This is a genomic window from Jatrophihabitans fulvus, from assembly GCF_054781375.1.
The window spans coordinates 1,195,758-1,216,107 of record NZ_BAAGUN010000001.1; the positions used below are offsets into that span (position 1 = coordinate 1,195,758).

Here is a 20,350-nt window from a genome sequence, read left to right on the forward strand (position 1 = left end):
CCCATGGCTGAGGGACGGGTCGACGGCAGGACCGCACGCGAGCTGAACGACGTCATGCGCTACACCGCCTGGTCGGTGTTCCGGGTGGCCCGTCCGCTGGGCGACGGCGATCGCACGGCAGTGGCCGGTGAGGTCCGGGAGCTGTTCGACCAGCTCGCGGCCAAGGACGTCGTGCTGCGCGGCACGTACGACGTGTCCGCGCTGCGGGCCGACGCCGACCTCATGGTCTGGTGGCACGCCGAGACCGCCGACGCGCTGCAGGACGCCTACTCGCGCTTCCGGCGCACCGAGCTCGGCCGGCACCTCGACCCGGTGTGGTCGAACATGGCGTTGCACCGCCCGGCCGAGTTCAACAAGAGCCACGTGCCCGCGTTCCTCGCCGACGAGCAGGCACGCGGCTACGTCTGCGTCTACCCGTTCGTCCGCTCGTACGAGTGGTACCTGCTGCCCGACGCCGAGCGCCGGGCGCTGCTGGCCGAGCACGGCCAGATGGCCCGCGACTACAAGGACGTCCGCGCCAACACGGTGTCGTCCTTCGCGCTGGGCGACTACGAGTGGATCCTCGCCTTCGAGGCGGACGAGCTGCACCGCATCGTCGACCTGATGCGCCACCTGCGGGGGTCCGGCGCCCGGCGCCACGTGCGCGAGGAGGTGCCGTTCTACACCGGACGGCGCCGCCCGGTCGCCGAGCTGGTCGAGGCGCTGCCGTAGCTCACTGCGTGGGTGCGGTGCTGGCCGGGTCCGACGAACTCGACTCGGGCGCCGCCGCCTGCGGGCTCGAACTGGACGACGCCGACGACGCGGACGACGCGGACGACGACGAGCTGCTGCTCGACGAGTTCTCCGTGGCCGAGCTGCTCGTCTGCTCGCTCGAGCTCTCGGTCTGGGGCGGCGGCTGCGGGTTCGAGCGCGACTCGGAACTGCTGGTGCTGCGCTCGGTCGAGCTCTGCGACGAGCTGCGCGTCCGGGTGCGGGACTCGCGCGAGGTCGTCCGCTCGCTGGACGGCGCGCGGGTGCTGCGCGACGTCTGCGACGTCGTGGTGGACGGGTCGGCCGTGTCGCCGGGACCGTCGTCGCCGCCGGTCGTCGCGATCAGGATGACCGCGCCGAGCGCCAGCAACACCAGCACGAGCAGCGCGCCGACGACGAGGCCGGCGTTGCGGCGGCGGGGCTCCTCGTGCACCGGCAGCCGCTCGGACACCCGCGACGGCGGCACCCCGGCGGCCGCGACGGCTGCGGCGGCGGGCGCCACGGACGGGATCACGGTCGTACCGGCGGTCGCGGACGCCGGCGCGACCGGTGGCGGGACGGCGAACCCGGCCGTGCCCGCCCGCAGCGCGGACGCCACCTGCTGGGCGGTGGGGCGGGCGTCCGGGTCGCGGGCGGTCATGGCCCGCAGCAGGCCCGGCCACGGCGCGGGCAGGTTCGGGGGGATCTCCGGGTCGCGGTCGAGCCGGGCCACCACCGCCTCGAGCGGGGTGGGCCCGTCGAACGACCGGATGCCCGTCAGGGCCTCGATGAGCGTGAGCCCGAACGCGTAGATGTCGGCCGCCGGGCCGACGCCGGAGCCGCGGGCCTGCTCCGGCGCGAGGTACGAGGCGGTGCCCAGCGTGGAGTCGGCCTGGGTGAGGCGTTCGGCGCCGAGCAATCGCACGATGCCGAAGTCGGACAGCCGGGCGCGGACCTCGTCCGGGCCCGTTCCGGCCCCGAGCAGGATGTTCGCGGGTTTGATGTCGCGGTGCACCATGCCCTGCGCGTGCACGTAGGCCATCGCGTCGGCGATCTGGGCTCCGACGACCCGCGTCTCGGGTTCGCTCGGCAGCGGTCCGCGGTCGATCCGGTCGCCGAGGTTCGGGCCCTCCACGAGCTCCATCACCAGGTAGGCGCGCTCGCCGGTGCCCGGCTCGCCCAGCGACCCGTCGTACAGCGTGATCAGGTTGGGGTGGTTGAGGCGGGCCAGCGCGTGGAGCTCGGCTCGCTGCCGCTCGATGCCGGCGGCGGTGTCGGCCGCGGCGGCCGTCCGGAACACCTTGACGGCGACGTCCCGGTCGAGGGACTCGTCGTGGGCGCGGACGACGTCCGCCATCCCGCCGGACCCCAGGCGGCCGGTGACGCGGTAGCGCCCGCCGATCACCCACCCGGTCTGCGGTTGCGACGGCGCCGGGAAATGCTGGGTGGCGTCGTCGGGCGCGTCGGCGGGCTCGTCGGGCATGTGTTGATTCATTCCGCGCATCCCGCGCGCGTCAAACCGGGCTCAGGCGCCCGGCTCCTCCTCGAAGGTCATCGAGATGGAGTTGATGCAGTAGCGCAGGTCGGTCGGGGTCGGGTAGCCCTCGCCCTCGAACACGTGGCCGAGGTGGCTGTGGCAGTTCGCGCACAGGACCTCGGTGCGCACCATGCCCAGGCTCGAGTCGCGCCGCTCGATGATGCGCTCGCCCGCAAGGGGGGAGAAGAAGCTCGGCCACCCGCAGTGCGAGTCGAACTTCTGGTCGCTGCGGAACAGTTCGCTGCCGCAGGCCCGGCAGCGGTACACGCCCGTGCGGTGGTTGTCGGTGTACTCGCCGACGAAGGGCCGCTCGGTGCCCGCCTCGCGCAGCACCGCGTACTCCTCGGGCGAGAGCTCGGCCCGCCACTCGTCGTCCGACTTCTGCACCGGCGCGGGCGGCAGGGCTTCCTGGCGGGAGAACAGACTCATGCCAGGAACGGTACTCAGTGCACCGGTGAAGCGGACACGCTTTCAGTTGTCGGCGGGCGGCCCGCCGACGACGCCGAGCGCGTGGGCGGTGGTGGCGAGCGCGGCCAGGGCGGCGCGGCGCCGCAGGCCCCTCAGGCGGTCGAGCGGTCGGCTCGGCGCAGGTGTCGTTCGGTGCATGGACGTTCCCCCGTTCAGCCCTTCCATCTTCGTTGCGACCGGGCTGTCCGGATCGCGGCAAAGGTCCCGCAGGCTCAGTCGTCGGTACCGTCGCCCGATCTGCCTACTGGAGCGCCCACTGCATCAGGGCGAGCGAGTGGACGCCCCCGGTGAACGGCGATCCGTTGAGGGTGCCGGTTGCGTCCGTCGCGGCCGACGAGTCCCACACGTATCCGTTGTGGTCGTAGCACGGGAAGGTGTAGTCGACGGCCCACACGGCGCCCGGCAGGGCTTCGGACGAGGACGGCGGAACGAAGTCACAGCCGGTGCTGCCGATGACGACCCAGAAGGTCCCCGACCCGACCTGCGCGGCTCCGCCGGCGATCACCTGCTTGATGAAGGGGGAGCCCTTCTGGATCTGGGTGCACTGGACGGTCGCCGGGGTGCACGGCAGGTCGACGCCCCCGAACGGGGTCGAGAAGGTGAGCGCGGTCCGGACGGCAAGTCGCGGCGGGAACAGCGGGTCGCGCGCCTTCACCCGCTGCATCGCGAACGCGATGATCAGGCCGCCCATCGAGCCGCCGACCAGGTTCACCGGCAACCCCTTGGCGGTGAACCTGTCGTAGAGGTACCACGCGAGCTCGTACCCGACGTGGCGGATGTCGGTGTCCAGACCGTCGTTGTCGGGACTGGGGAAGTACTGCTTGTTCCGCGGGCCGTAGCCGACGATGCGGTCGCCGTTGGTGTCGCAGCCGTAGAAGGCGACTGCGTGCAGCTTGTCCGCAGGCTGGTTCTGGAAGTAGTACTGGGTCTGCAGCGGGCCGGCGCCGGTGACCAGCACGTCGTTGCAGCCGCCGTAACCGTGCACGTACACGAGGTCCGTCGTACTGGTGTACGCCGAAGCGGGCGAGGCGGCGGTGAACACGCCGACGCCGAGGACGGCCGTCACGATCAGGGCGACGAGCGCGCGCAGGCGGGCGCGATGGAGCGACGACATCAAAGAATTCCCCCCCCCCCCCGGGGTGCTCGCGGCGCACGTCCGGCTTCTTCGTGCCGAGGCGTCCGCGATCGCGACCCATCGTGCGTGGGGACCGACCAGGATCCGGACGGTCGGAGGTCCCGTCCGGACGGCTGTTGGTACTTACCGGAGAGTGACGTCGGTCCGGTTCACCACATCCGGACGATGCCGATGACCCCGTAGACGATGGTCAGGCCGACGCCGATGAGCAGCAGCCAGACGACGATCTTGGCCGCGGTGCGCTTCGGCCCCGAGAGCCGGGCGAGGCCGTCGCCGAACGCGGCGAGGTTCTGCAGCTCGCCGTCGGCGGTGTTGGGATTGGCCGTGCGGCCCCACGCCCCGTCGACGACGTGCCGGCGGGCGGGGTCGGACCACGTCCATTCGCCCACGTCGCCGACGTCGCCGTCGTCGTCGCGGTCCTCGGTGCGCACGCGCCCAGGGTAGGTCAGCGGCGGAAGATCGTGCCCCCGACGAGTGACCGTCCGAACGAGCGGGTCAGCGTGGCCCCGCGCTGCGCGTCGGACATGACGTCGGTGAACGCGGTGACGAAGCGGTCGGCCTCGCGCTCACCGATCACCAGCGGCGGGATGAGCTTGATGACCTCGATGTGGTCACCGCTGACCTGCGTGAGGATGCGGTGGCGGTGGAACAGCGCGTGGACGACGGTCTGCGCGAACAGGCCCTTGCGGGCCAGGCGCAGCGCGCGCCAGTTCGCCCGGGCCCGGCGGCTCTCCGGCGGGCCGAACTCGATGCCGATCATCAGCCCGCGGCCGCGGACGTCGTGCACGTGGTCGAAGCGCTGCGCGAGGTCGGCCAGGCGCTGCTTCAGTTGCGTGCCGGTGACGCGGGCGTTCTCGACGACGTCCTCGTGCTCGAGCACGTGCAGGGTGGCCAGCCCGACGGCCATCGCCTGCGCGTTCGACCCGAACGTCGAGTCGTGCACGAGCACGCGGTCCATGGACGAGTACACCGACCGGAAGATCTCGTCCCGTCCGAGCGTCGCGCCGATCGGCACGTACCCGCCCGACAGCGCCTTCGCGGTGGCGACGAGATCGGGTTCGACGCCGTCGTGCTGGAAGGCGAACCAGTCGCCCGTCCGCCCGAGACCGCACTGCACCTCGTCGGCGATGAACAGGGTGCCCGCCTCACGGCACGCCTGCTGCGCGGCGGCGAGGTACCCCGGCGGGCTGACCGCGACGCCCTTGCCCTGGACCGGCTCGACCACGAACCCGGCGACGTCGCCCTTGACCAGCTGCCGGCGCAGGGCGTCGACGTCGCCGAACGGCACCGCGGTCGACGGCAGCATCGGCCCGAACCCCTTGCGGAAGTCGGACGCGCCGTTGACCGACAGCGAACCGGCGGTGAGGCCGTGAAAGGCGCCGCCGCAGTGGACGATGCGCTTGCGTCCGGTGAAGTAGCGGGCGAACTTCAAAGCCGCCTCGACCGCCTCGGTGCCGCTGTTGCCGAAGTAGACCCGGTCGAGGTGCGGCACCTTCGCGAGCAGCGCCTCGGCCAGCGGCCCGGCGAGGGGAGGGGCGTCGAACTGGGTGAGGTCGCCGAGGCCGGCGTCGATCACGTCGTGGAGCGCCTGCCGCACGACCGGATGATGGCGGCCGAGGGCGAAGACGCCGAAGCCGCTGAGCATGTCGAGGTAGTCGCGGCCGTCCCGGTCGAACAGGTAGGAACCCTCGCCGCGCACGTAGTGCTTGTCGAAACCGATGGCGCGCAGCGTGCCGCTCAGCTGCGGGTTCAGCAACCGCTGCTGCAGCTCGTAGCGTTCCGGCTCGCGCCGGTCCAGCAGCGCGCGCAGGTCGAACGGCTCGCTGCCCACCGGCCACCTCCTGCGCGACGAGACGTCGCTGTCACACGCCCGTACTAGCTTGCCTCTACGAAAGATACGGGTCCGGAGCCGCTAACCGGAGGGTGGCGCCGGATCTGCTATACCTGGGAGCCGAGGGAATGCTGAGCTTGCCCAGCATGGTTCCCCCGGACGTGTCCGACGGGGAGGTAGCGACATCACGAGCCGGCCGGAATCGGTGGTGGCGGCGGGCGTGACCACGTGTGGCACGCCCGATCTCGCCCGGCTCGCCCGTACCGTCGGCGCCCGCATGAGCGGCGAGAACTTCCCGGTCGCACTGCGCGTCCTGCCGCGCGAGGTCCGCTCACAGCTGAGCGCCGTCTACGGTTTCGCCCGGTTCGTCGACGAGGTCGGCGACGCCCACGACCTGCCGTCCGAGCGGCGCCTCGCCCTGCTCGACGAGATCGACGCCGACATCGACCGGCTGCCCGACGCCCGCCTCGACCCGGTGCGCGGCCTGGCCGAGATGGTGGCGGACGCCACGGTCCCGCGGCCGCCGCTGCACGACCTGGTGGCCGCGAACCGGCTCGACCAGCAACGACCCGTCCACGAGACGTTCGGCGAGCTGATGCACTACTGCTCGTTGTCGGCCGCGCCGGTCGGGCGCATCGTCCTGCACCTGGCCGCCGCGGCGACGCCCGAGCGCATCGGCTGGTCCGACGACGTGTGCGCCGCCCTGCAGGTGCTCGAGCACTGCCAGGACGTCCGTGAGGACGCGCTCGCGGGGCGCGTGTACCTGCCCGCGACCTCGTTGCGGGCCCAGCGGGTGTCCCGCGACGACCTCGTCGCGGAGCGCGCCACCCCGGCACTGCGCGCGGTGGTGCAGCAGCAGGTGCTGCGCTCGCGCGACCTGCTCGAGGCCGGCCGTCCGCTCGTCCGCTCGCTGCACGGATGGGCCCGGGTCGCCGTCGCCGGGTTCGTGGCCGGCGGCCTGGCCACCGCCGACGCGCTCGAGGCCGCGTCCCACGACGTGCTGGCGACCGACGTCCGTCCGTCGAAGCAACGCACGGCACGGCACGCGCTGCGACTGGCGGTGGCGCGATGAGCGTGACCGTCGACGAGGCCTACGCCGAGTGCGAGCGCATCACCGGCGAGCAGGCGCGCAACTTCGCGTGGGGCATCCGCCTGCTGCCCACGCCGAAGCGCCGCGCGCTGTCGGCGGTCTACGCGATGGCGCGCCGCATCGACGACATCGGCGACGGCACGCTGCCCGTCGACCGGAAGCGGACGGCGCTCGCCGAGGCCCGGCACGTGGCGACCCGGCCCTCCGAGCACCCGGACGACGTGGTCGCGGTCGCGCTGGCCGACGCCGCCGACCGGTTGCCCGTGCCGCTCGACGCCTTCGGCGAACTCGTCGACGGCTGCGAGATGGACGTCACCGGCCGCACCTACGGCGATCTCGACGACCTGGTCGAGTACTGCCGGTGCGTCGCGGGATCCATCGGACGGCTGTCCCTCGGCGTCTTCGCGCCCGAGCTCGACAGCGCGCGGCGGGCCGAGGCGGACCGGCTCGCCGACGACCTCGGCGTGGCCCTGCAGCTCACGAACATCCTGCGTGACGTGCGCGAGGACCTGCTGATCGGCCGCGTGTACCTGCCCGCCAAGGACCTCGAGCTGTTCGGGGTGCGGCTCGCGATCGGTGCCGACGGGGCGCTCGACCCCTGCGACGGGTCGCTGGCGGAACTCGTCCGCTTCGAATCCGCGCGCGCGTGGGGCTGGTACGACCGCGGGCTGCGGTTGCTGCCGATGCTCGACCGGCGCAGCGCCGCGTGCTGCGGGGCGATGGCCGGCATCTACCGCGAGCTGCTCGTCCGTATCGCAGCCGATCCGGCGCAGATGATGCGCGAGCGCATGTCGCTGCCCGTCCGCACGAAATTGCGCGTTGCCGCGCAATCGTTCGTCCCGAGCCGGGTGACGACGTGACCGCGCCCGACGTCGTGGTCGTCGGCGGGGGACTCGCCGGCATCACCTCCGCACTGCGGCTCGCCGATGCGGGACGCCGGGTCACCCTCGTCGAGTCCCGGCCGCGGCTCGGCGGGCGGGCGTTCTCGTTCGCGCGCCAGGTCGCCGGTGCCGACGTGACGGTCGACAACGGGCAGCACGTCTTCCTGCGCTGCTGCGACGCCTACCGCGGGCTGCTCGAACGGCTCGGGGCCACCGAACGCACCTTTCTGCAACCCCGCCTCGACATCCCCGTGCTGCGACCGGACGGACGCTCGGCACGGCTGTCGCGCCTGCCGGGTGTCCCCGCGCCCGCTCACCTCACCGCCGCGCTCGCCCGCTATCGGTTGCTGTCGCCGCTCGACCGGGCACGCGCCGCCCGGGCCGCGGTCGCGCTGCGCCTGCTCGACCCCGCCGACCCGCGCCTCGACACGCAGACGCTCGGCGACTTCCTGCGGCGGCACGGGCAGCCGCCCGCCGTCGTCGACGCGTTGTGGGGCGTGCTCGCCACCGCCACGCTCAACCTGCACCCGGACCACGCGTCGCTCGCGCTCGCCGCGAAGGTGTTCCGCACCGGCGTGCTCGACCACGCCGCCGCCGGCGACGTCGGGCACGCGACGGTGCCTCTGGGCGACCTGCACCACGGCGCCGCGGAGCGATCGCTGCGCGACGCGGGCGTCGACGTCCGGCTCGCGCATCACGTCGAATCCGTCGCCCCGGACGGTGAGGTCCGGGCGCGGCACCGCACCGCGGCCAGTGATGACGAGGTGGTGCTGCGTCCGACACGCACGGTGCTCGCCGTGCCGCCACGGGTCGCGTTCCGGCTGCTGCCGGCGCTGGCCGACTCCGACGCCGGTGCGGCAGCACGCCTGACCACGTCGGCGATCGTCAACGTCCACGTCGTGTACGACCGCCGTGTCACCGACCTGGCCTTCGCCGCCGGCGTCGGCACGCCGGTGCAATGGTTCTTCGACCGCACCGAGAGTTCCGGGCTCGCCCGGCAGCGTCCCGGCGCGCAGTACCTCGCGGTCACCGTCTCGGCGGCGGACGACGTCGTCGACCTGCCGACGACCGTGCTGCGGAAGCGTTTCACCGAGGCACTCGCGGCGCTGCTGCCCGCGGCCGCGCCCGCGACGGTGCTCGACTCGTTCGTGACACGCGAGCGGCACGCGACGTTCCGGCAGGCCGCCGGCACCGCGGCGCTGCGCCCCGGACCCGACCCGGGGCTCGGTGCCGTGCTGCTCGCCGGGGCGTGGACCGACACCGGCTGGCCGGACACCATGGAGAGCGCCGTGCGCAGCGGCGAGGTAGCTGCCGCCGCGGCCCTGGCCGGCGACCGCGACGCGGCACGGCCCGGAACCGCTCTGAGGGATCTGAGGGAGCCGTCATGACCACAGGACTCGACCGCACCCGACCACCGGCCGCCATCGACGCCGCCCGCGAGGTCTTCGACGCACCGTTGCGTGCGGCCGTCGAGGGCATCGCCGATCCGCGCATGCGCCTGATCGCCGGGTACCAGATGGGTTTCTGGGACGCGGCGGGCGAGGCCGACGCGTCGGGCCGCGGCAAGGCGGTCCGACCCGCGCTGGCGCTGCTCGCCGCCCGCGCGGTGAGCGGGTCCCCGCAGCCCGGCGTGCCCGGTGCGGTGGCCGTCGAGCTCGTGCACAACTTCTCATTGCTGCACGACGACATCATCGACCGCGATGTCGAGCGGCGGCACCGTCCGACGGGGTGGGTCGTGTACGGCGAGGGGCAGGCCATTCTCGCCGGCACCGCGATGCTCACGGCCGCTGTCGAGAGCCTCGCCGCCGACGCGGCGACCGCACCGCGCACGCTGCCGATCCTGCTGTCGTCGGTGCAGCACCTCATCAGCGGCCAGTCGCGCGACATCGTCCTCGAGGGCGACGACACGGCGTCGATCGAGCAGGTGCTCTCGATGGAGGAGGGCAAGACGTCGTCGCTGATCATGTGCGCCCTCGCCCTCGGCGCGGCGGGCGCCGGCGCCCCCGCACCCGTGGTCGAGCAGCTGACCGAGGCCGGACGCCGGCTCGGGCTGGCGTTCCAGATCGTCGACGACGTGCTCGGCATCGTCGGCGACGCAGCCGCGACCGGGAAGTCGGCGTCGTCCGACGTGCGCGCGGGCAAGCGCAGCGTCCCTGTGGTCATGGCATTGCGTTCGGGCACCGACGCGGGCGCACAGCTCGGCGCGCTGCTGACCGCCCGCACGCCCGAGACCGACGACGAGGTCGCGCACGCCGTCGGGCTGATCACCGCGTCGGGCGCACTCGACCGAGCGCGAGCAGAGGCGGAGCAGCACCTGACCGAGGCACTGAACCTCATCGAGTCCGCCGACCTGGCCGACGCCGACGCCGCTGCCGACCTGCGCGACGTCGCCCGCTTCCTCGTGCGCCGCAATTGGTGAGACGGCGGGACGAGAATGAGCACTGATGCGACAAATCGAGGGGACGCAACCGTGAGCACGCCCGGTGTCGTGAAAGTGAGCAATTCCGCGTCGACGACGCTGCGCAAGGCGCGCGAACACCTGGTCTCGCTGCAGTCGAGCGCCGGTTGGTGGAAGGGCACGCTGCAGACCAACGTCACCATGGACGCCGAGGACCTGCTGCTGCGGCAGTTCCTCGGCATCCTGCGCGACGACGAGCTCGAGCAGGCGGCCCGCTGGATCCGCTCGCAGCAGCGGGCCGACGGCACCTGGGCGACCTTCGAGGGGGGTCCCGGGGACCTCTCGACGACGATCGAGGCCTACGCCGCACTGCGGTTGGCCGGCGACGAGCCGTCCGCCCCGCACATGCTCGCCGCGCGCGAGTTCGTCGTCTCCGGTGGCGGCATCGAGGCCAGCCGTGTGTTCACCCGCATCTGGCTCGCGCTGTTCGGCGAGTGGTCGTGGGACGACCTGCCCGCCATGCCGCCCGAGGTCGTCCTGCTGCCGTCCTGGGCGCCGTTGAACGTCTACGACTGGGGCTGCTGGGCTCGGCAGACGATCGTGCCGATCACGGTGGTGGCGACGCTGCGGCCCGTCCGTCCGCTGCCCTTCTCCCTTGCCGAACTGCACGTGGCCGGGGGCCGCCGCGCGTCCCGCGGTGGGTTGATCGGCACCGCGTTCACCCTGCTGGACAAGGGCCTGAAGCTGTACGAGAAGGCGCCGGTGCAGCCGGGCCGCCGCGTCGCGATGCGGCAGGCGGCCGAGTGGATCATCGCCCGCCAGGAGGACGACGGCGGGTGGGGAGGCATCCAGCCGCCATGGGTCTACTCGATCCTCGCGCTGCACCTGCTCGGCTATCCGCTCGACCATCCCGTGCTGTCCCAGGCCGTATCCGGCCTCGACACCTTCCTCGTGCACGAGCAGACCCCCGAGGGACCGATGCGGTGGCTCGAGGCGTGCCAGTCGCCGGTGTGGGACACCTGCCTGGCCGCGATCGCGATGCTCGACGCGGGCGCCACCGCCGACGACCCCGCGCTGCAGCGGGCCGTCACGTGGATGCTCGGCGAGGAGATCGACCGCCGCGGCGACTGGGCCATGCGCCGCCCGCACCTCGACGCCGGTGGGTGGGCGTTCGAGTTCGCCAACGACGGTTACCCCGACGTCGACGACACCGCGGAGGTCGTGCTCGCGCTGCACCGCGTGCAGGACGACATGCCCGAGGTGAAGTCGGCCGTCGAACGCGGCATCGCCTGGGTGAAGGGCATGCAGAGCAAGGACGGCGGCTGGGGCGCGTTCGACGCCGACAACACCCGCCGCCTCGTCGAGAAGCTGCCGTTCTGCGACTTCGGCGCGGTCATCGACCCACCGTCAGCGGACGTGACCGCGCACGCGGTCGAGATGCTGGCCCGCTGCGACGACCCCGCCGGCGCCGAGTGCCGGCGCGGCGTGCAGTGGTTGCTGCGGGCGCAGGAGAAGGACGGGTCGTGGTTCGGCCGCTGGGGCGCCAACCACGTGTACGGCACGGGCGCGGTCGTCCCGGCCCTGGTGTCGGCGGGCGTCGACCCGCGCGACCCCGCGATCCGCAGGGCGGTCGGTTGGCTGCAGTACCACCAGAACGCCGACGGCGGCTGGGGCGAGGACCTGCGTTCCTACGTCGACGACGCCTGGATCGGACGCGGCGACTCGACCGCCTCGCAGACGGCATGGGCGTTGCTCGCCCTGCTCGCGGCGGGCGAGCGTGGTCAGGCCGTCCAGCGCGGCATCCGCTGGTTGTCCGACACGCAGCGCGAGGACGGCGGCTGGGACGAGCCACAGTTCACCGGCACCGGCTTCCCGGGCGACTTCTACATCAACTACGAGATGTACCGGCTGGTGTTCCCGATCAGCGCCCTCGGCCGCTACGTCGAGTCGTCGGGGCGCCGATGAGCGACGCCTGCGGAGCGAACGAACGGCACAGCGTCCCTCGTGCCTCGTCGCGTCGCCCGGAGCGAAGCGAGGACGCGCGATGAGTCTGACCGTCGTCACCGCGCTGCGCGCCGAGCAGGCCGCCCTCGCCGGCCGCGTCGGCGACGCGCGCCTCGTGCACTGCGGCATGGGCCCGGCCCGTGCGCAGGCCTGGGCGGAGCGCGCCCGCCACGACGACACCACCGCGGTCGCGATCGCCGGCGTGGCCGGCGGGCTCGACCCGTCGTTGCGGCCCGGCGACGTCGTGGTGGCCAGCGAGGTGCGCGGCCCGGGCGGGCGCACGCTGCTGCGCGCGGCCGCACCACTGGTCGCCGAGCTGCGGCGGCTGGGCTTGCGCGTCCGCTTCGGACCGGTACTGACCAGCGCCACGCTGGTCGACGACCCGGACGAGCGCGACCGGCTCGCGGCGACCGGAGCGCTGGCGGTCGACATGGAATCCGAACCGCTCGTGCGCGGACTGCGCGGCGTGCCCGCCGCGGTCGTGCGGGTCGTCGTCGACACCGCCGCGTCGCCGCTGCTGCGGCCGGCCACCGTCACCAACGGGGCGCGGGCGCTGCGGACGCTGCGCCGGCTCGGACCGGCCCTGCAGACCTGGTCGCGGCTGGTGCGGCCGCGCACGGTGCTGCTCGCGTCCCCCCGGTCGTTCTGCGCCGGTGTCGAGCGGGCCATCGACATCGTCGAGCGGGCGCTGCAGCGCTACCCGCACCCGGTGTACGTCCGCCGCCAGATCGTGCACAACGCGCACGTGGTGAGCGACCTCGAGCATCGCGGCGCGGTGTTCGTCGAGGAACTCGACGAAGTGCCCGACGGTGCCACCGTGGTGTTCTCCGCGCACGGAGTGGCACCGGCCGTCCGTGACGAGGCCGTGCGGCGCGAACTGTCGGTCGTCGACGCCACCTGCCCGCTGGTGGCGAAGGTGCACGCCGAGGCGCGCCGCTTCGCCGGGCGCGGCGACTCCGTCCTGCTCATCGGGCACGACGGCCACGACGAGACCGAGGGCACGCTCGGCGAGGTGCCCGGCCGCATCCAGCTCGTGCAGACGCCGGCCGACGCGGCCACCGTCGAGGTCGGTGACCCGCAGCGGGTGTCGTTCCTGATGCAGACGACCCTCGCGCTCGAGGAGGCGTCCGAGACCGTCGACGTGCTGCGCCGCCGGTTCCCTGCGCTGCAGTCCTCGGCCACCGACGACATCTGCTACGCGACCACGAACCGGCAGCAGGCCGTCCGCGACATCGCCGCCGACTGCGATCTCGTGATCGTCGTCGGGTCGCGCAACTCGTCCAACTCGCTGCGCCTCGTCGAGGTGGCCGAGCGGCTGGGCGCCGCCGCCCACCTGGTCGACGACGCCACCGACCTCGACCCGCGCTGGCTCGAGGGTGCCGGGCGGGTCGGCATCACCGCGGGAGCGTCCGCCCCGCCCCACCTCGTCGACGAGATCGTCGGCACGCTGCGCGCACTCGGCGACGTCCACGTCGACGAGCGCGTCAGCGCAACGGAACAGATCACGTTCAGCCTCCCGAAGGGAGTGGTCTAGATGGCGGTCCCGCTCAAGCAGGCCCTGCGCATCGGTTGGTACGGCATCAACCAGCGCTACGTGCAGCGCAACGAGAAGTTCCCGTTCGTCGTCGAACTGGAACCGCTGTTCGCGTGCAACCTGGCGTGCAACGGCTGCGGCAAGATCCAGCACCCGCACGACGTGCTGCGCCAGCGCATGCCCGTCGAGCAGGCCGTCGCCGCCGTCGAGGAGGCGGGCGCTCCGGTGGTGTCCATCGCCGGCGGCGAACCGCTCATGCACCCCGAGATCGACAAGATCATCGACGCGCTCGTCGAGCGCAAGAAGTACGTCGTGCTCTGCACGAACGCCGAGCTCGTCCGCAAGCGTTGGGACCGCTTCGACATCAAGCCCTCGGAGTACCTCTCGTTCGCCATCCACATCGACGGCCTGCGCGAGCGGCACGACGAGTCGGTCTCGAAGGAGGGCGTGTTCGACGAGGCGATCGAAGCCATCCGGTTCCTCAAAGACAAGGGCTTCAAGGTCACGACGAACTCGACGTTCTTCAACACCGACACACCGCAGACGATCATCGACGTGCTGAACTTCCTCAACGACGAGGTCGAGGTCGACAGCATGATGATCTCGCCCGCGTACGCGTACGAGAAGGCGCCCGACCAGGACCACTTCCTCGGCGTCACCGAGACCCGCGAGCTGTTCCGCAAGGCGTTCGGCAACGGCAACCGCAAGCGCTGGCGGCTCAACCACTCGCCGCTGTTCCTCGACTTCCTCGAGGGCAAGCGCGACTTCGCGTGCACCGCCTGGGGCATCCCGTCGTACTCGCTGCTCGGCTGGCAGAAGCCGTGCTACCTGATGGCGGACGGCTACGTGAAGACGTACCGCGAGCTGCTCGAGACCACCGACTGGGACGCCTACGGCCGCGGCAAGGACCCGCGCTGCAACAACTGCATGGCGCACTGCGGCTACGAACCGACGGCCGTGCTCGCCACCATGGGCTCGCTCAAGGAAGGCCTGCGCGCCCTGCGCGAGCAGGGGTGACGGTGTGTTTCGGCCCGCTTGGCCCCACGTGGGCGTCGTGAGTGGATCTTCGGCGCGGCGCTCGCATGGGGCCAAGCGGTGACGCTGTGTGTCGGCTCGCTTGGCCCCACGTGGGCGTCGTGAGTGGATCTTCGGCGCGGCGCTCGCATGGGGCCAAGCGGTGACGCTCGCGTGGTCCCGGCTCGCCTGGCCCCACGTGGGCGTCGTGAGTGGATCTTCGGCGCGGCGCTCGTATGGGGCCAAGCGGTGACGCTCACCTACGCCGAGGTGGGCGCGACCCGCGGCGCACTGCCGTCCGGATACCGCCACGTCCGTCGCTCGCGCGTGCTGCACCGGCGCGATCTCGACGACGCGGCCGACGACCTGTTCACCTGGCAGGCGCACCGTCGCGCCGGGTTGCGGACGCCGGCGTCGACACCGCGGGTGGCCGACGGCGTCGAGGTCGAGTCCGGCTTCGGTGTGGGACCGCTCCGGGTACGGGTCCCGTGCCGCGTCGTCTACGTGATCGACGAGCCCGACCGCCGCGGTTTCGCCTACGGCACGCTGCCGGGGCACCCCGAGACGGGGGAGGAGGCGTTCGTGATCGACCGCGCGGCGGACCGCACGCTCACCTTCACCATCACCGCGTTCTCCCGTCCCGCCACCTGGTACGCGCGGCTCGGCGGGCCGGTCGCCACCTTCGTCCAGGACCGCATCACCGACCGCTACCTGCGCGCCCTCGACCGCGATTCGCGCTAGCGTTCGACCATGGCCTCATCGCCCGCGGAGGAGATCCAGGTCGGGCCGCACACCGTGCGCATCAGCAATCCCGACCGCGTCTACTTCAGCGAGCGCGGCGAGACGAAGATGGATCTCGTCGAGTACTACCTGTCGGTGTCCGACGGCATCGTCCGCGCGGTGCGCGAGCGTCCGTGCATGCTGCACCGCTACCCGACCGGCACCGACGGCGAGAAGATCTACCAGAAGCGGTTGCCCAAGGGCGCGCCCGAGTGGGTCGAGACCGTCGAGGTGCGCTTCCCGTCCGGCCGTACGGCTGACGAACTGTGCGTCACCAAGCCCGCCGACATCGCGTGGGCGGTGCAGATGTCGACGGTCGAGTTCCACCCCTGGCACTCGCGGCGGGCCGACACCGAGAAGCCGGACGAGTGGCGCATCGACCTCGACCCCGGCCCGGGCGCCGGGTTCGCCGAGTGCCAGCAGGTCGCCGTCACCGTGCACGAGGTGCTCGACGAGCTGGGCGCCGTCGGCTGGCCGAAGACGTCCGGATCGAAGGGCGTGCACATCTACGTGCGCATCGAGCCGCGTTTCGGGTTCCGCGAGGTGCGCCGCGCGGCACTCGCGTTCGCGCGTGAGATCGAGCGGCGCGTGCCGCACCTCGTCACCACGTCGTGGTGGAAGGAGGAGCGGCCGGACGGCACCGTCTTCGTCGACTACAACCAGAACGCCCGCGACCGCACCATCGCCGCGGCGTACTCGGTGCGGGGCACGCCCGCCGGACGGGTCTCCGCCCCGGTCACCTGGGACGAGCTCCCGGACGTCGAGATGGACGACTTCACCATCGCCACCATGCCCGCGCGCTTCGCCGAACTGGGTGACCTGCACGCCGGCATCGACGACGCGGTCTGGTCGATCGAGCCGCTGCTCGAGTGGGCCGAGCGGGACGAGGCCGACCGCGGCCTCGGTGACGCGCCCTACCCGCCGAACTTTCCCAAGCAGGAGGGCGAGCCGCCCCGCGTCCAGCCGTCGCGCAAGAACCCCGCCAACTGGTCCGACTGACCGGGAGCAGAATCGGGTCGGTGACCACACCGATCCGATGGGGCCTGCTCGCGACCGGCGGTATCGCCCGCACCTTCGCGAACGACCTGAAGCTCCTGCCCGACGCCGAACTGGTGGCCGTCGGGTCCCGCACCCAGCAGAAGGCCGACGAGTTCGGCGACGAGTTCGACGTGCCGCACCGGCACGGGTCGTACGAGGATCTCGCCGCCGACCCGGACGTCGACGTGATCTACGTGTCGACGCCGCACCCGGGGCACCACGACGCCACGCTGCTCTCGATCGAGAACGGCAAGGCGGTGCTGTGCGAGAAGCCGTTCGCCATGGACGCGTCCGAGTCGCGGGCGATGGTCGCGGCGGCGCGCGCGAAGGGCGTGTTCCTCATGGAGGCGATGTGGACGCGCTTCCTGCCCCACGTCGCGCGCATCCGCGAGATCCTCGCCGCGGGCACCCTCGGGGACCTCGTCTACCTCACCGCCGAGCACGGGCAGTGGTTCGCCGAGGACCCGGAGTTCCGTCTGTTCGCGCCGTCCCTGGGCGGCGGCGCGCTGCTCGACCTCGGCATCTACCCGGTGTCGTTCGCCCACTCCGTGTTCGGCACGCCGAGCGACATCACCGCGGTGTCCACGCCCGCGTTCACCGGCGTCGACGGCACCACCTCGATGGTGCTGCGCTACGAGGGCGGGCAGCACGCGGTGCTGACCACGTCGCTCGCGGCGGCGTCCGACAACCCGGCCGCCGTCTACGGCACCGAGGCGCGACTCGAGATCGACGGCTGGTTCTACACGCCGACGACCTTCACGGTGACCTCCCGCGACGGCGAGCTGATCGAGCGGTACGAGACCCCCGCCGGCGGACGCGGGATGGAGCACCAGGCCGCGGAGGTGCACCGCTGTCTGCGCGCGGGCCTGACCGAGTCGCCGCTGCTGCCGCTGGACGAGACCGTGGCGATCATGGAGGTGCTCGACGAGGTGCGCCGCCAGATCGGGCTCGACTACAGCGCGTTGCGATGACGGAGCTCGGCTTCGACCAGGTCGACGTCTTCACCGACACCCTCACCCTGGGCAATCCCGTCGCGGTCGTGCACGGCGCCGAGCTGCCCGACGACCGGATGCTGGCGTTCGCCCGCTGGACGAACCTCAGCGAGACGACGTTCGTGCTGCCGCCCACCGATCCGTCCGCCGACTACCGACTGCGCATCTTCACGCCGGCGCGGGAGCTGCCCTTCGCGGGACACCCCACGCTGGGGTCGGCGCGCGCCTGGCTGTCGCGCGGCGGGAACCCGAAGGCGGACGACCTCGTGCAGGAGTGCGGCGCCGGTCTCGTCCGCATCCGGCACGACGGCGGCCGGCTGGCGTTCGCGGCGCCGCCGCAGCTGCGCAGCGGACCTCTCGCCGAGGACGAGTTGGCGCGCATCCTCGCCGTGATCGGGGTCGGCCGCGACGACGTCGTCGCCGCCGCGTGGTGTGACAACGGACCCGGGTGGACCGGCGTGCTGCTGCGCGACGCGGACGCCGTGCTCGACGTCCGCCCGGACTGGGGTCGCTTCGGCGAGCACAAGATCGGTCTCGTCGGCGCGTACCCGGACGGGGACGACGACAACTTCGAGGTGCGCGCCTTCACCACGGACGTCGGCGGCGAGGACCCGGTCACGGGCAGCCTGAACGCCGGCCTCGGACAGTGGCTGATCGCGGCCGGGTACGCACCGCAGCGCTACACGGCCCGGCAGGGCACGGTGCTGGGACGCCGTGGCCGCGTGCACGTCGAGCAGGTCGGCGACGACGTCTGGGTCGGCGGCGACACCGTGGTGGGGGTCAGCGGGGTCGTCCGCCTCGACTGAGTCGGACGGGGCGCCGGGTCAGCAGACGGCGCAGGCGTCGATGATGCGGGCGCGCGTCGCCGCGACGGCGGCGGCGAGCGTATCCGTCGCCTCGATGTACCGCAGGAACATCGCGACCACGACCTTGGCCGAGATGAGCGGGAATTCGGACGTCAGTTCCTCGAGGGCACGGTCACGCTGGGACATCGGGAGTCTCCGGGGGGTGAGACTGGCCGCCGGGCCCCGAGGTGGGGGGTAGGACCCGTCGGCGTGTGGCGGGGGTTATGGGGGACTACTGAGAGTGATGACGCGTTCTCTATGCCCACGCGAGTGGCGGTGTAACCAAGCTGCGATCAACCTGTCCACATCACGGTGGCAATGTCGGAAAAGTTCTCCCTCTCAGTTAGAGCGGGTGCGAAATCGTTTCCGGAAATGTAAAGCAAGCGTGAGCCCAGGGCAAGTCTTTCTTTCCAGTCGCTGGCGAAAGTCGGACGGGTGCTCGCCCGGGGGTTCGCGCCGCAGCGATGGCAGGATTCCGCCGTGACCACCTCCCGCCGCGGCGCCCCGGACGCGTCGCGCGCGGGACTCGTCCGCGCCGTGCTGCGCGGTGAGGTCGAGCGCGACCGCATCCGCGAGACCGCCCGGGTCTCCCGTGACCTGATCGTCGCCGCGATCGTCGTGGCGAACGTCATCGGCGCCGTGGTCGTGGTCGGCCTGCTCGGCTTCGTCCTGCCCCGCCCGCCCGAGGTCCGCCGGACGGGAGGCTTCCTCGGCATCGGCACGGGCGCCGTGGTCGGGGCGGTCGCCTACGTGGTCGTCGCGGTCGCGGTCGGCACGGTGGCCGGCCTGCGGGCCGCCCGTCCGGTGATCGAGTTCTTCGCCTCGGGCCGTGACCCCGACGAGCACGACCGGCGCGCGGTGCTGCGGTTGCCGGTCGTGCTGCTGTGGCTGCAGGTCGCCCTGTGGGGCATCGCCACCGTCGTGTTCGGGCTGTCGGCCATCTCGACGTCCGGCCTCTGGGCGACCGAGGTCGCCATCACCACCGCGCTCGGCGGCATCCCGACCGCCAGCCTGGCCTACCAGCTCACGCAGCTGCTGTTGCGCTCCGGCATCTCGCTGGTGCTCGCCGACGCCCCGCCGCGCATTCGCGAGGTGCCCGGTGTCCGTCCGCGCGCGCTGCTCACCTGGGCGCTGGGGGTCGTCCCGCTCGGCGGCGTGTTCGCCCTCGTCGGCTTCGCCCCCTTCACCGACATCGACCGCGGCGAGCTCGTGCGCGCGGTCGCCGTGCTGTGCGCCGTCTCGTTGCTGGTCGGCCTTCGCGCCACGCTCGGTTTCGCCCGGGCCGTCGCCGACCCGCTGCAACGCCTGCGCGCGGCGGTCGAGAAGGTCGAGGACGGCGACTACGACGTCGCCGTCCCGGTGTTCGACGCGACCGAGGTCGGGTACGCGACCGCCAGCTTCAACCGGATGGCCGCCGGGCTGGGGGAGCGCGAGCGGCTGCGCGACCTGTTCGGACGGCAGGTGGGCACCGACGTCGCGCGGCAGGCGCTCGAGCAGGGCGTCACCCTCGGCGGTGAGGAACGCACCGCCGCCGCGCTGTTCGTCGACGTCATCGGCTCGACCGCGTTCGCGGCCGACCGTCCGCCCGGCGAGGTCGTCGAGGCGCTGAACGAGTTCTTCGACGCCGTCGTCGGTGCGACGCAGGACCACGGCGGGCTGGTCAACAAGTTCATCGGCGACGCGGCGCTCTGCGTGTTCGGGGCGCCTCTCGCCATGGACCGTCCCGCAGCCGCCGCCCTCGCCGCCGCCCGAGACATGGCGCAACGGCTGCGCGGCGGCGTGCTCGACGCCGGCATCGGCGTCGCCTTCGGCACCGTGGTGGCCGGCAACGTGGGCACGTCCGAGCGGTACGAGTACACCGTCATCGGCGACCCGGTGAACCAGGCCGCCCGCATCACGGACCTGGCCAAGCAGCGCGACGGGCGCGTGCTCGCGTCCGACGACACCCTCGACGCCGCCGACGAGGACGAGCGCAGCCGCTGGACCGCCGTCGACGAGGTCACCCTGCGGGGGCGCACCCGTCCGACTACTGTGTGGGAGCCGACCGACGAGGCGTCCGCCTGAGGCCGGCCGC

20 protein-coding genes are annotated in these 20,350 nt (G+C 72.5%); 13 read left to right on the forward strand and 7 right to left on the reverse strand.

The window, feature by feature from the left end; translation table 11 throughout:
* The first annotated feature begins 3 nt into the window (after positions 1–3).
* Entirely contained in the window at positions 4–711 is a 708-nt protein-coding gene (gene hemQ, locus ACYVP9_RS05850) for a chlorite dismutase family protein (RefSeq protein ID WP_460603763.1), read from the forward strand.
* Between the two features lies 1 nt (position 712).
* Here the strand turns inward: hemQ and ACYVP9_RS05855 are convergent, their stop codons facing one another.
* The 6 genes from ACYVP9_RS05855 to ACYVP9_RS05880 all read right to left on the reverse strand — a co-directional run bounded on the left by ACYVP9_RS05855 (position 713) and on the right by ACYVP9_RS05880 (position 5,700).
* Positions 713–2,212 carry a serine/threonine-protein kinase gene (locus ACYVP9_RS05855; protein ID WP_460603764.1) on the reverse strand — a complete coding sequence of 500 codons (1,500 nt, stop codon included), beginning with the start codon at positions 2,210–2,212 and terminating at the stop codon, positions 713–715.
* Positions 2,213–2,254: 42 nt separating this feature from the next.
* On the reverse strand, positions 2,255–2,695 hold the full coding sequence (gene msrB / locus ACYVP9_RS05860) for a peptide-methionine (R)-S-oxide reductase (RefSeq protein ID WP_460603765.1): 441 nt from the start codon (positions 2,693–2,695) through the stop codon (positions 2,255–2,257).
* Between the two features lie 42 nt (positions 2,696–2,737).
* A complete protein-coding gene (locus tag ACYVP9_RS05865) occupies positions 2,738–2,872 on the reverse strand; it encodes a hypothetical protein (RefSeq protein ID WP_460603766.1) in 135 nt (44 codons plus the stop codon).
* 103 nt (positions 2,873–2,975) lie between these two features.
* The gene (locus ACYVP9_RS05870) at positions 2,976–3,848 is read right to left on the reverse strand and encodes a hypothetical protein (RefSeq protein WP_460603767.1); all 873 of its coding nucleotides are present in this window, start codon (positions 3,846–3,848) and stop codon (positions 2,976–2,978) included.
* Between the two features lie 170 nt (positions 3,849–4,018).
* Positions 4,019–4,300 (reverse strand): hypothetical protein, encoded by a 282-nt coding sequence (locus ACYVP9_RS05875; RefSeq protein WP_460603768.1) that lies wholly within the window; start codon positions 4,298–4,300, stop codon positions 4,019–4,021.
* Positions 4,301–4,314: 14 nt separating this feature from the next.
* Positions 4,315–5,700 (reverse strand): aspartate aminotransferase family protein, encoded by a 1,386-nt coding sequence (locus tag ACYVP9_RS05880; protein WP_460603769.1) that lies wholly within the window; start codon positions 5,698–5,700, stop codon positions 4,315–4,317.
* Between the two features lie 220 nt (positions 5,701–5,920).
* On the opposite strand from ACYVP9_RS05880, the gene hpnC reads away from it, so the two are divergent.
* From hpnC to ACYVP9_RS05935, 11 genes are all read left to right on the forward strand, one after another.
* Positions 5,921–6,772 (forward strand): squalene synthase HpnC, encoded by an 852-nt coding sequence (gene hpnC / locus ACYVP9_RS05885; RefSeq protein ID WP_460603770.1) that lies wholly within the window; start codon positions 5,921–5,923, stop codon positions 6,770–6,772.
* Positions 6,769–7,650: an isoprenoid biosynthesis enzyme family protein gene (locus tag ACYVP9_RS05890; protein WP_460603771.1), complete on the forward strand. Its 882-nt coding sequence runs from the start codon at positions 6,769–6,771 to the stop codon at positions 7,648–7,650. The genes hpnC and ACYVP9_RS05890 overlap by 4 nt, the downstream gene beginning before the upstream one ends.
* Positions 7,647–9,059 carry a hydroxysqualene dehydroxylase gene (hpnE, locus tag ACYVP9_RS05895; RefSeq protein ID WP_460603772.1) on the forward strand — a complete coding sequence of 471 codons (1,413 nt, stop codon included), beginning with the start codon at positions 7,647–7,649 and terminating at the stop codon, positions 9,057–9,059. Before ACYVP9_RS05890 ends, hpnE begins: the two co-directional genes overlap by 4 nt.
* Positions 9,056–10,090 (forward strand): polyprenyl synthetase family protein, encoded by a 1,035-nt coding sequence (locus ACYVP9_RS05900; protein WP_460603773.1) that lies wholly within the window; start codon positions 9,056–9,058, stop codon positions 10,088–10,090. The genes hpnE and ACYVP9_RS05900 overlap by 4 nt, the downstream gene beginning before the upstream one ends.
* A gap of 15 nt (positions 10,091–10,105) precedes the next feature.
* The gene (gene shc, locus ACYVP9_RS05905) at positions 10,106–12,034 is read left to right on the forward strand and encodes a squalene--hopene cyclase (RefSeq protein WP_460603774.1); all 1,929 of its coding nucleotides are present in this window, start codon (positions 10,106–10,108) and stop codon (positions 12,032–12,034) included.
* A gap of 79 nt (positions 12,035–12,113) precedes the next feature.
* Positions 12,114–13,607: a 4-hydroxy-3-methylbut-2-enyl diphosphate reductase gene (ispH, locus tag ACYVP9_RS05910; protein ID WP_460603775.1), complete on the forward strand. Its 1,494-nt coding sequence runs from the start codon at positions 12,114–12,116 to the stop codon at positions 13,605–13,607.
* Positions 13,608–14,624: an adenosyl-hopene transferase HpnH gene (hpnH, locus tag ACYVP9_RS05915; RefSeq protein ID WP_460603776.1), complete on the forward strand. Its 1,017-nt coding sequence runs from the start codon at positions 13,608–13,610 to the stop codon at positions 14,622–14,624. It abuts the gene before it with no gap.
* Between the two features lie 246 nt (positions 14,625–14,870).
* Positions 14,871–15,362, forward strand: a complete 492-nt coding sequence (locus tag ACYVP9_RS05920) for a DUF1990 family protein (protein WP_460603777.1) — start codon at positions 14,871–14,873, stop codon at positions 15,360–15,362.
* 9 nt (positions 15,363–15,371) lie between these two features.
* Positions 15,372–16,400 carry a DNA polymerase domain-containing protein gene (ligD, locus tag ACYVP9_RS05925; protein WP_460603778.1) on the forward strand — a complete coding sequence of 343 codons (1,029 nt, stop codon included), beginning with the start codon at positions 15,372–15,374 and terminating at the stop codon, positions 16,398–16,400.
* Between the two features lie 20 nt (positions 16,401–16,420).
* Positions 16,421–17,410 (forward strand): Gfo/Idh/MocA family protein, encoded by a 990-nt coding sequence (locus ACYVP9_RS05930; protein WP_460603779.1) that lies wholly within the window; start codon positions 16,421–16,423, stop codon positions 17,408–17,410.
* Complete coding sequence (locus tag ACYVP9_RS05935) at positions 17,407–18,237, forward strand: PhzF family phenazine biosynthesis protein (protein ID WP_460603780.1); 831 nt, start codon at positions 17,407–17,409, stop codon at positions 18,235–18,237. Before ACYVP9_RS05930 ends, ACYVP9_RS05935 begins: the two co-directional genes overlap by 4 nt.
* A gap of 18 nt (positions 18,238–18,255) precedes the next feature.
* Here ACYVP9_RS05935 and ACYVP9_RS05940 read toward each other — a convergent pair whose 3' ends face one another.
* Positions 18,256–18,423 (reverse strand): hypothetical protein, encoded by a 168-nt coding sequence (locus ACYVP9_RS05940; protein WP_460603781.1) that lies wholly within the window; start codon positions 18,421–18,423, stop codon positions 18,256–18,258.
* 333 nt (positions 18,424–18,756) lie between these two features.
* Between ACYVP9_RS05940 and ACYVP9_RS05945 the strand changes: the two genes are divergently transcribed.
* Positions 18,757–20,340, forward strand: a complete 1,584-nt coding sequence (locus ACYVP9_RS05945; protein ID WP_460603782.1) for an adenylate/guanylate cyclase domain-containing protein — start codon at positions 18,757–18,759, stop codon at positions 20,338–20,340.
* Positions 20,341–20,350 lie beyond the last annotated feature (10 nt).

Coding starts and splice junctions, on each gene's coding strand:
- ACYVP9_RS05870 (WP_460603767.1), bottom strand. CDS start 3,848: ATGTCGTCGCTCCATCGCGCCCGCCTGCGCGCGCTCGTCGCCCTGATC.
- ACYVP9_RS05865 (WP_460603766.1), bottom strand. CDS start 2,872: ATGCACCGAACGACACCTGCGCCGAGCCGACCGCTCGACCGCCTGAGG.
- ACYVP9_RS05935 (WP_460603780.1), top strand. CDS start 17,407: ATGACGGAGCTCGGCTTCGACCAGGTCGACGTCTTCACCGACACCCTC.
- ACYVP9_RS05900 (WP_460603773.1), top strand. CDS start 9,056: ATGACCACAGGACTCGACCGCACCCGACCACCGGCCGCCATCGACGCC.
- hemQ (WP_460603763.1), top strand. CDS start 4: ATGGCTGAGGGACGGGTCGACGGCAGGACCGCACGCGAGCTGAACGAC.
- shc (WP_460603774.1), top strand. CDS start 10,106: ATGAGCACTGATGCGACAAATCGAGGGGACGCAACCGTGAGCACGCCC.
- ispH (WP_460603775.1), top strand. CDS start 12,114: ATGAGTCTGACCGTCGTCACCGCGCTGCGCGCCGAGCAGGCCGCCCTC.
- ligD (WP_460603778.1), top strand. CDS start 15,372: ATGGCCTCATCGCCCGCGGAGGAGATCCAGGTCGGGCCGCACACCGTG.
- ACYVP9_RS05855 (WP_460603764.1), bottom strand. CDS start 2,212: ATGCCCGACGAGCCCGCCGACGCGCCCGACGACGCCACCCAGCATTTC.
- ACYVP9_RS05940 (WP_460603781.1), bottom strand. CDS start 18,423: ATGTCCCAGCGTGACCGTGCCCTCGAGGAACTGACGTCCGAATTCCCG.
- ACYVP9_RS05890 (WP_460603771.1), top strand. CDS start 6,769: ATGAGCGTGACCGTCGACGAGGCCTACGCCGAGTGCGAGCGCATCACC.
- hpnH (WP_460603776.1), top strand. CDS start 13,608: ATGGCGGTCCCGCTCAAGCAGGCCCTGCGCATCGGTTGGTACGGCATC.
- msrB (WP_460603765.1), bottom strand. CDS start 2,695: ATGAGTCTGTTCTCCCGCCAGGAAGCCCTGCCGCCCGCGCCGGTGCAG.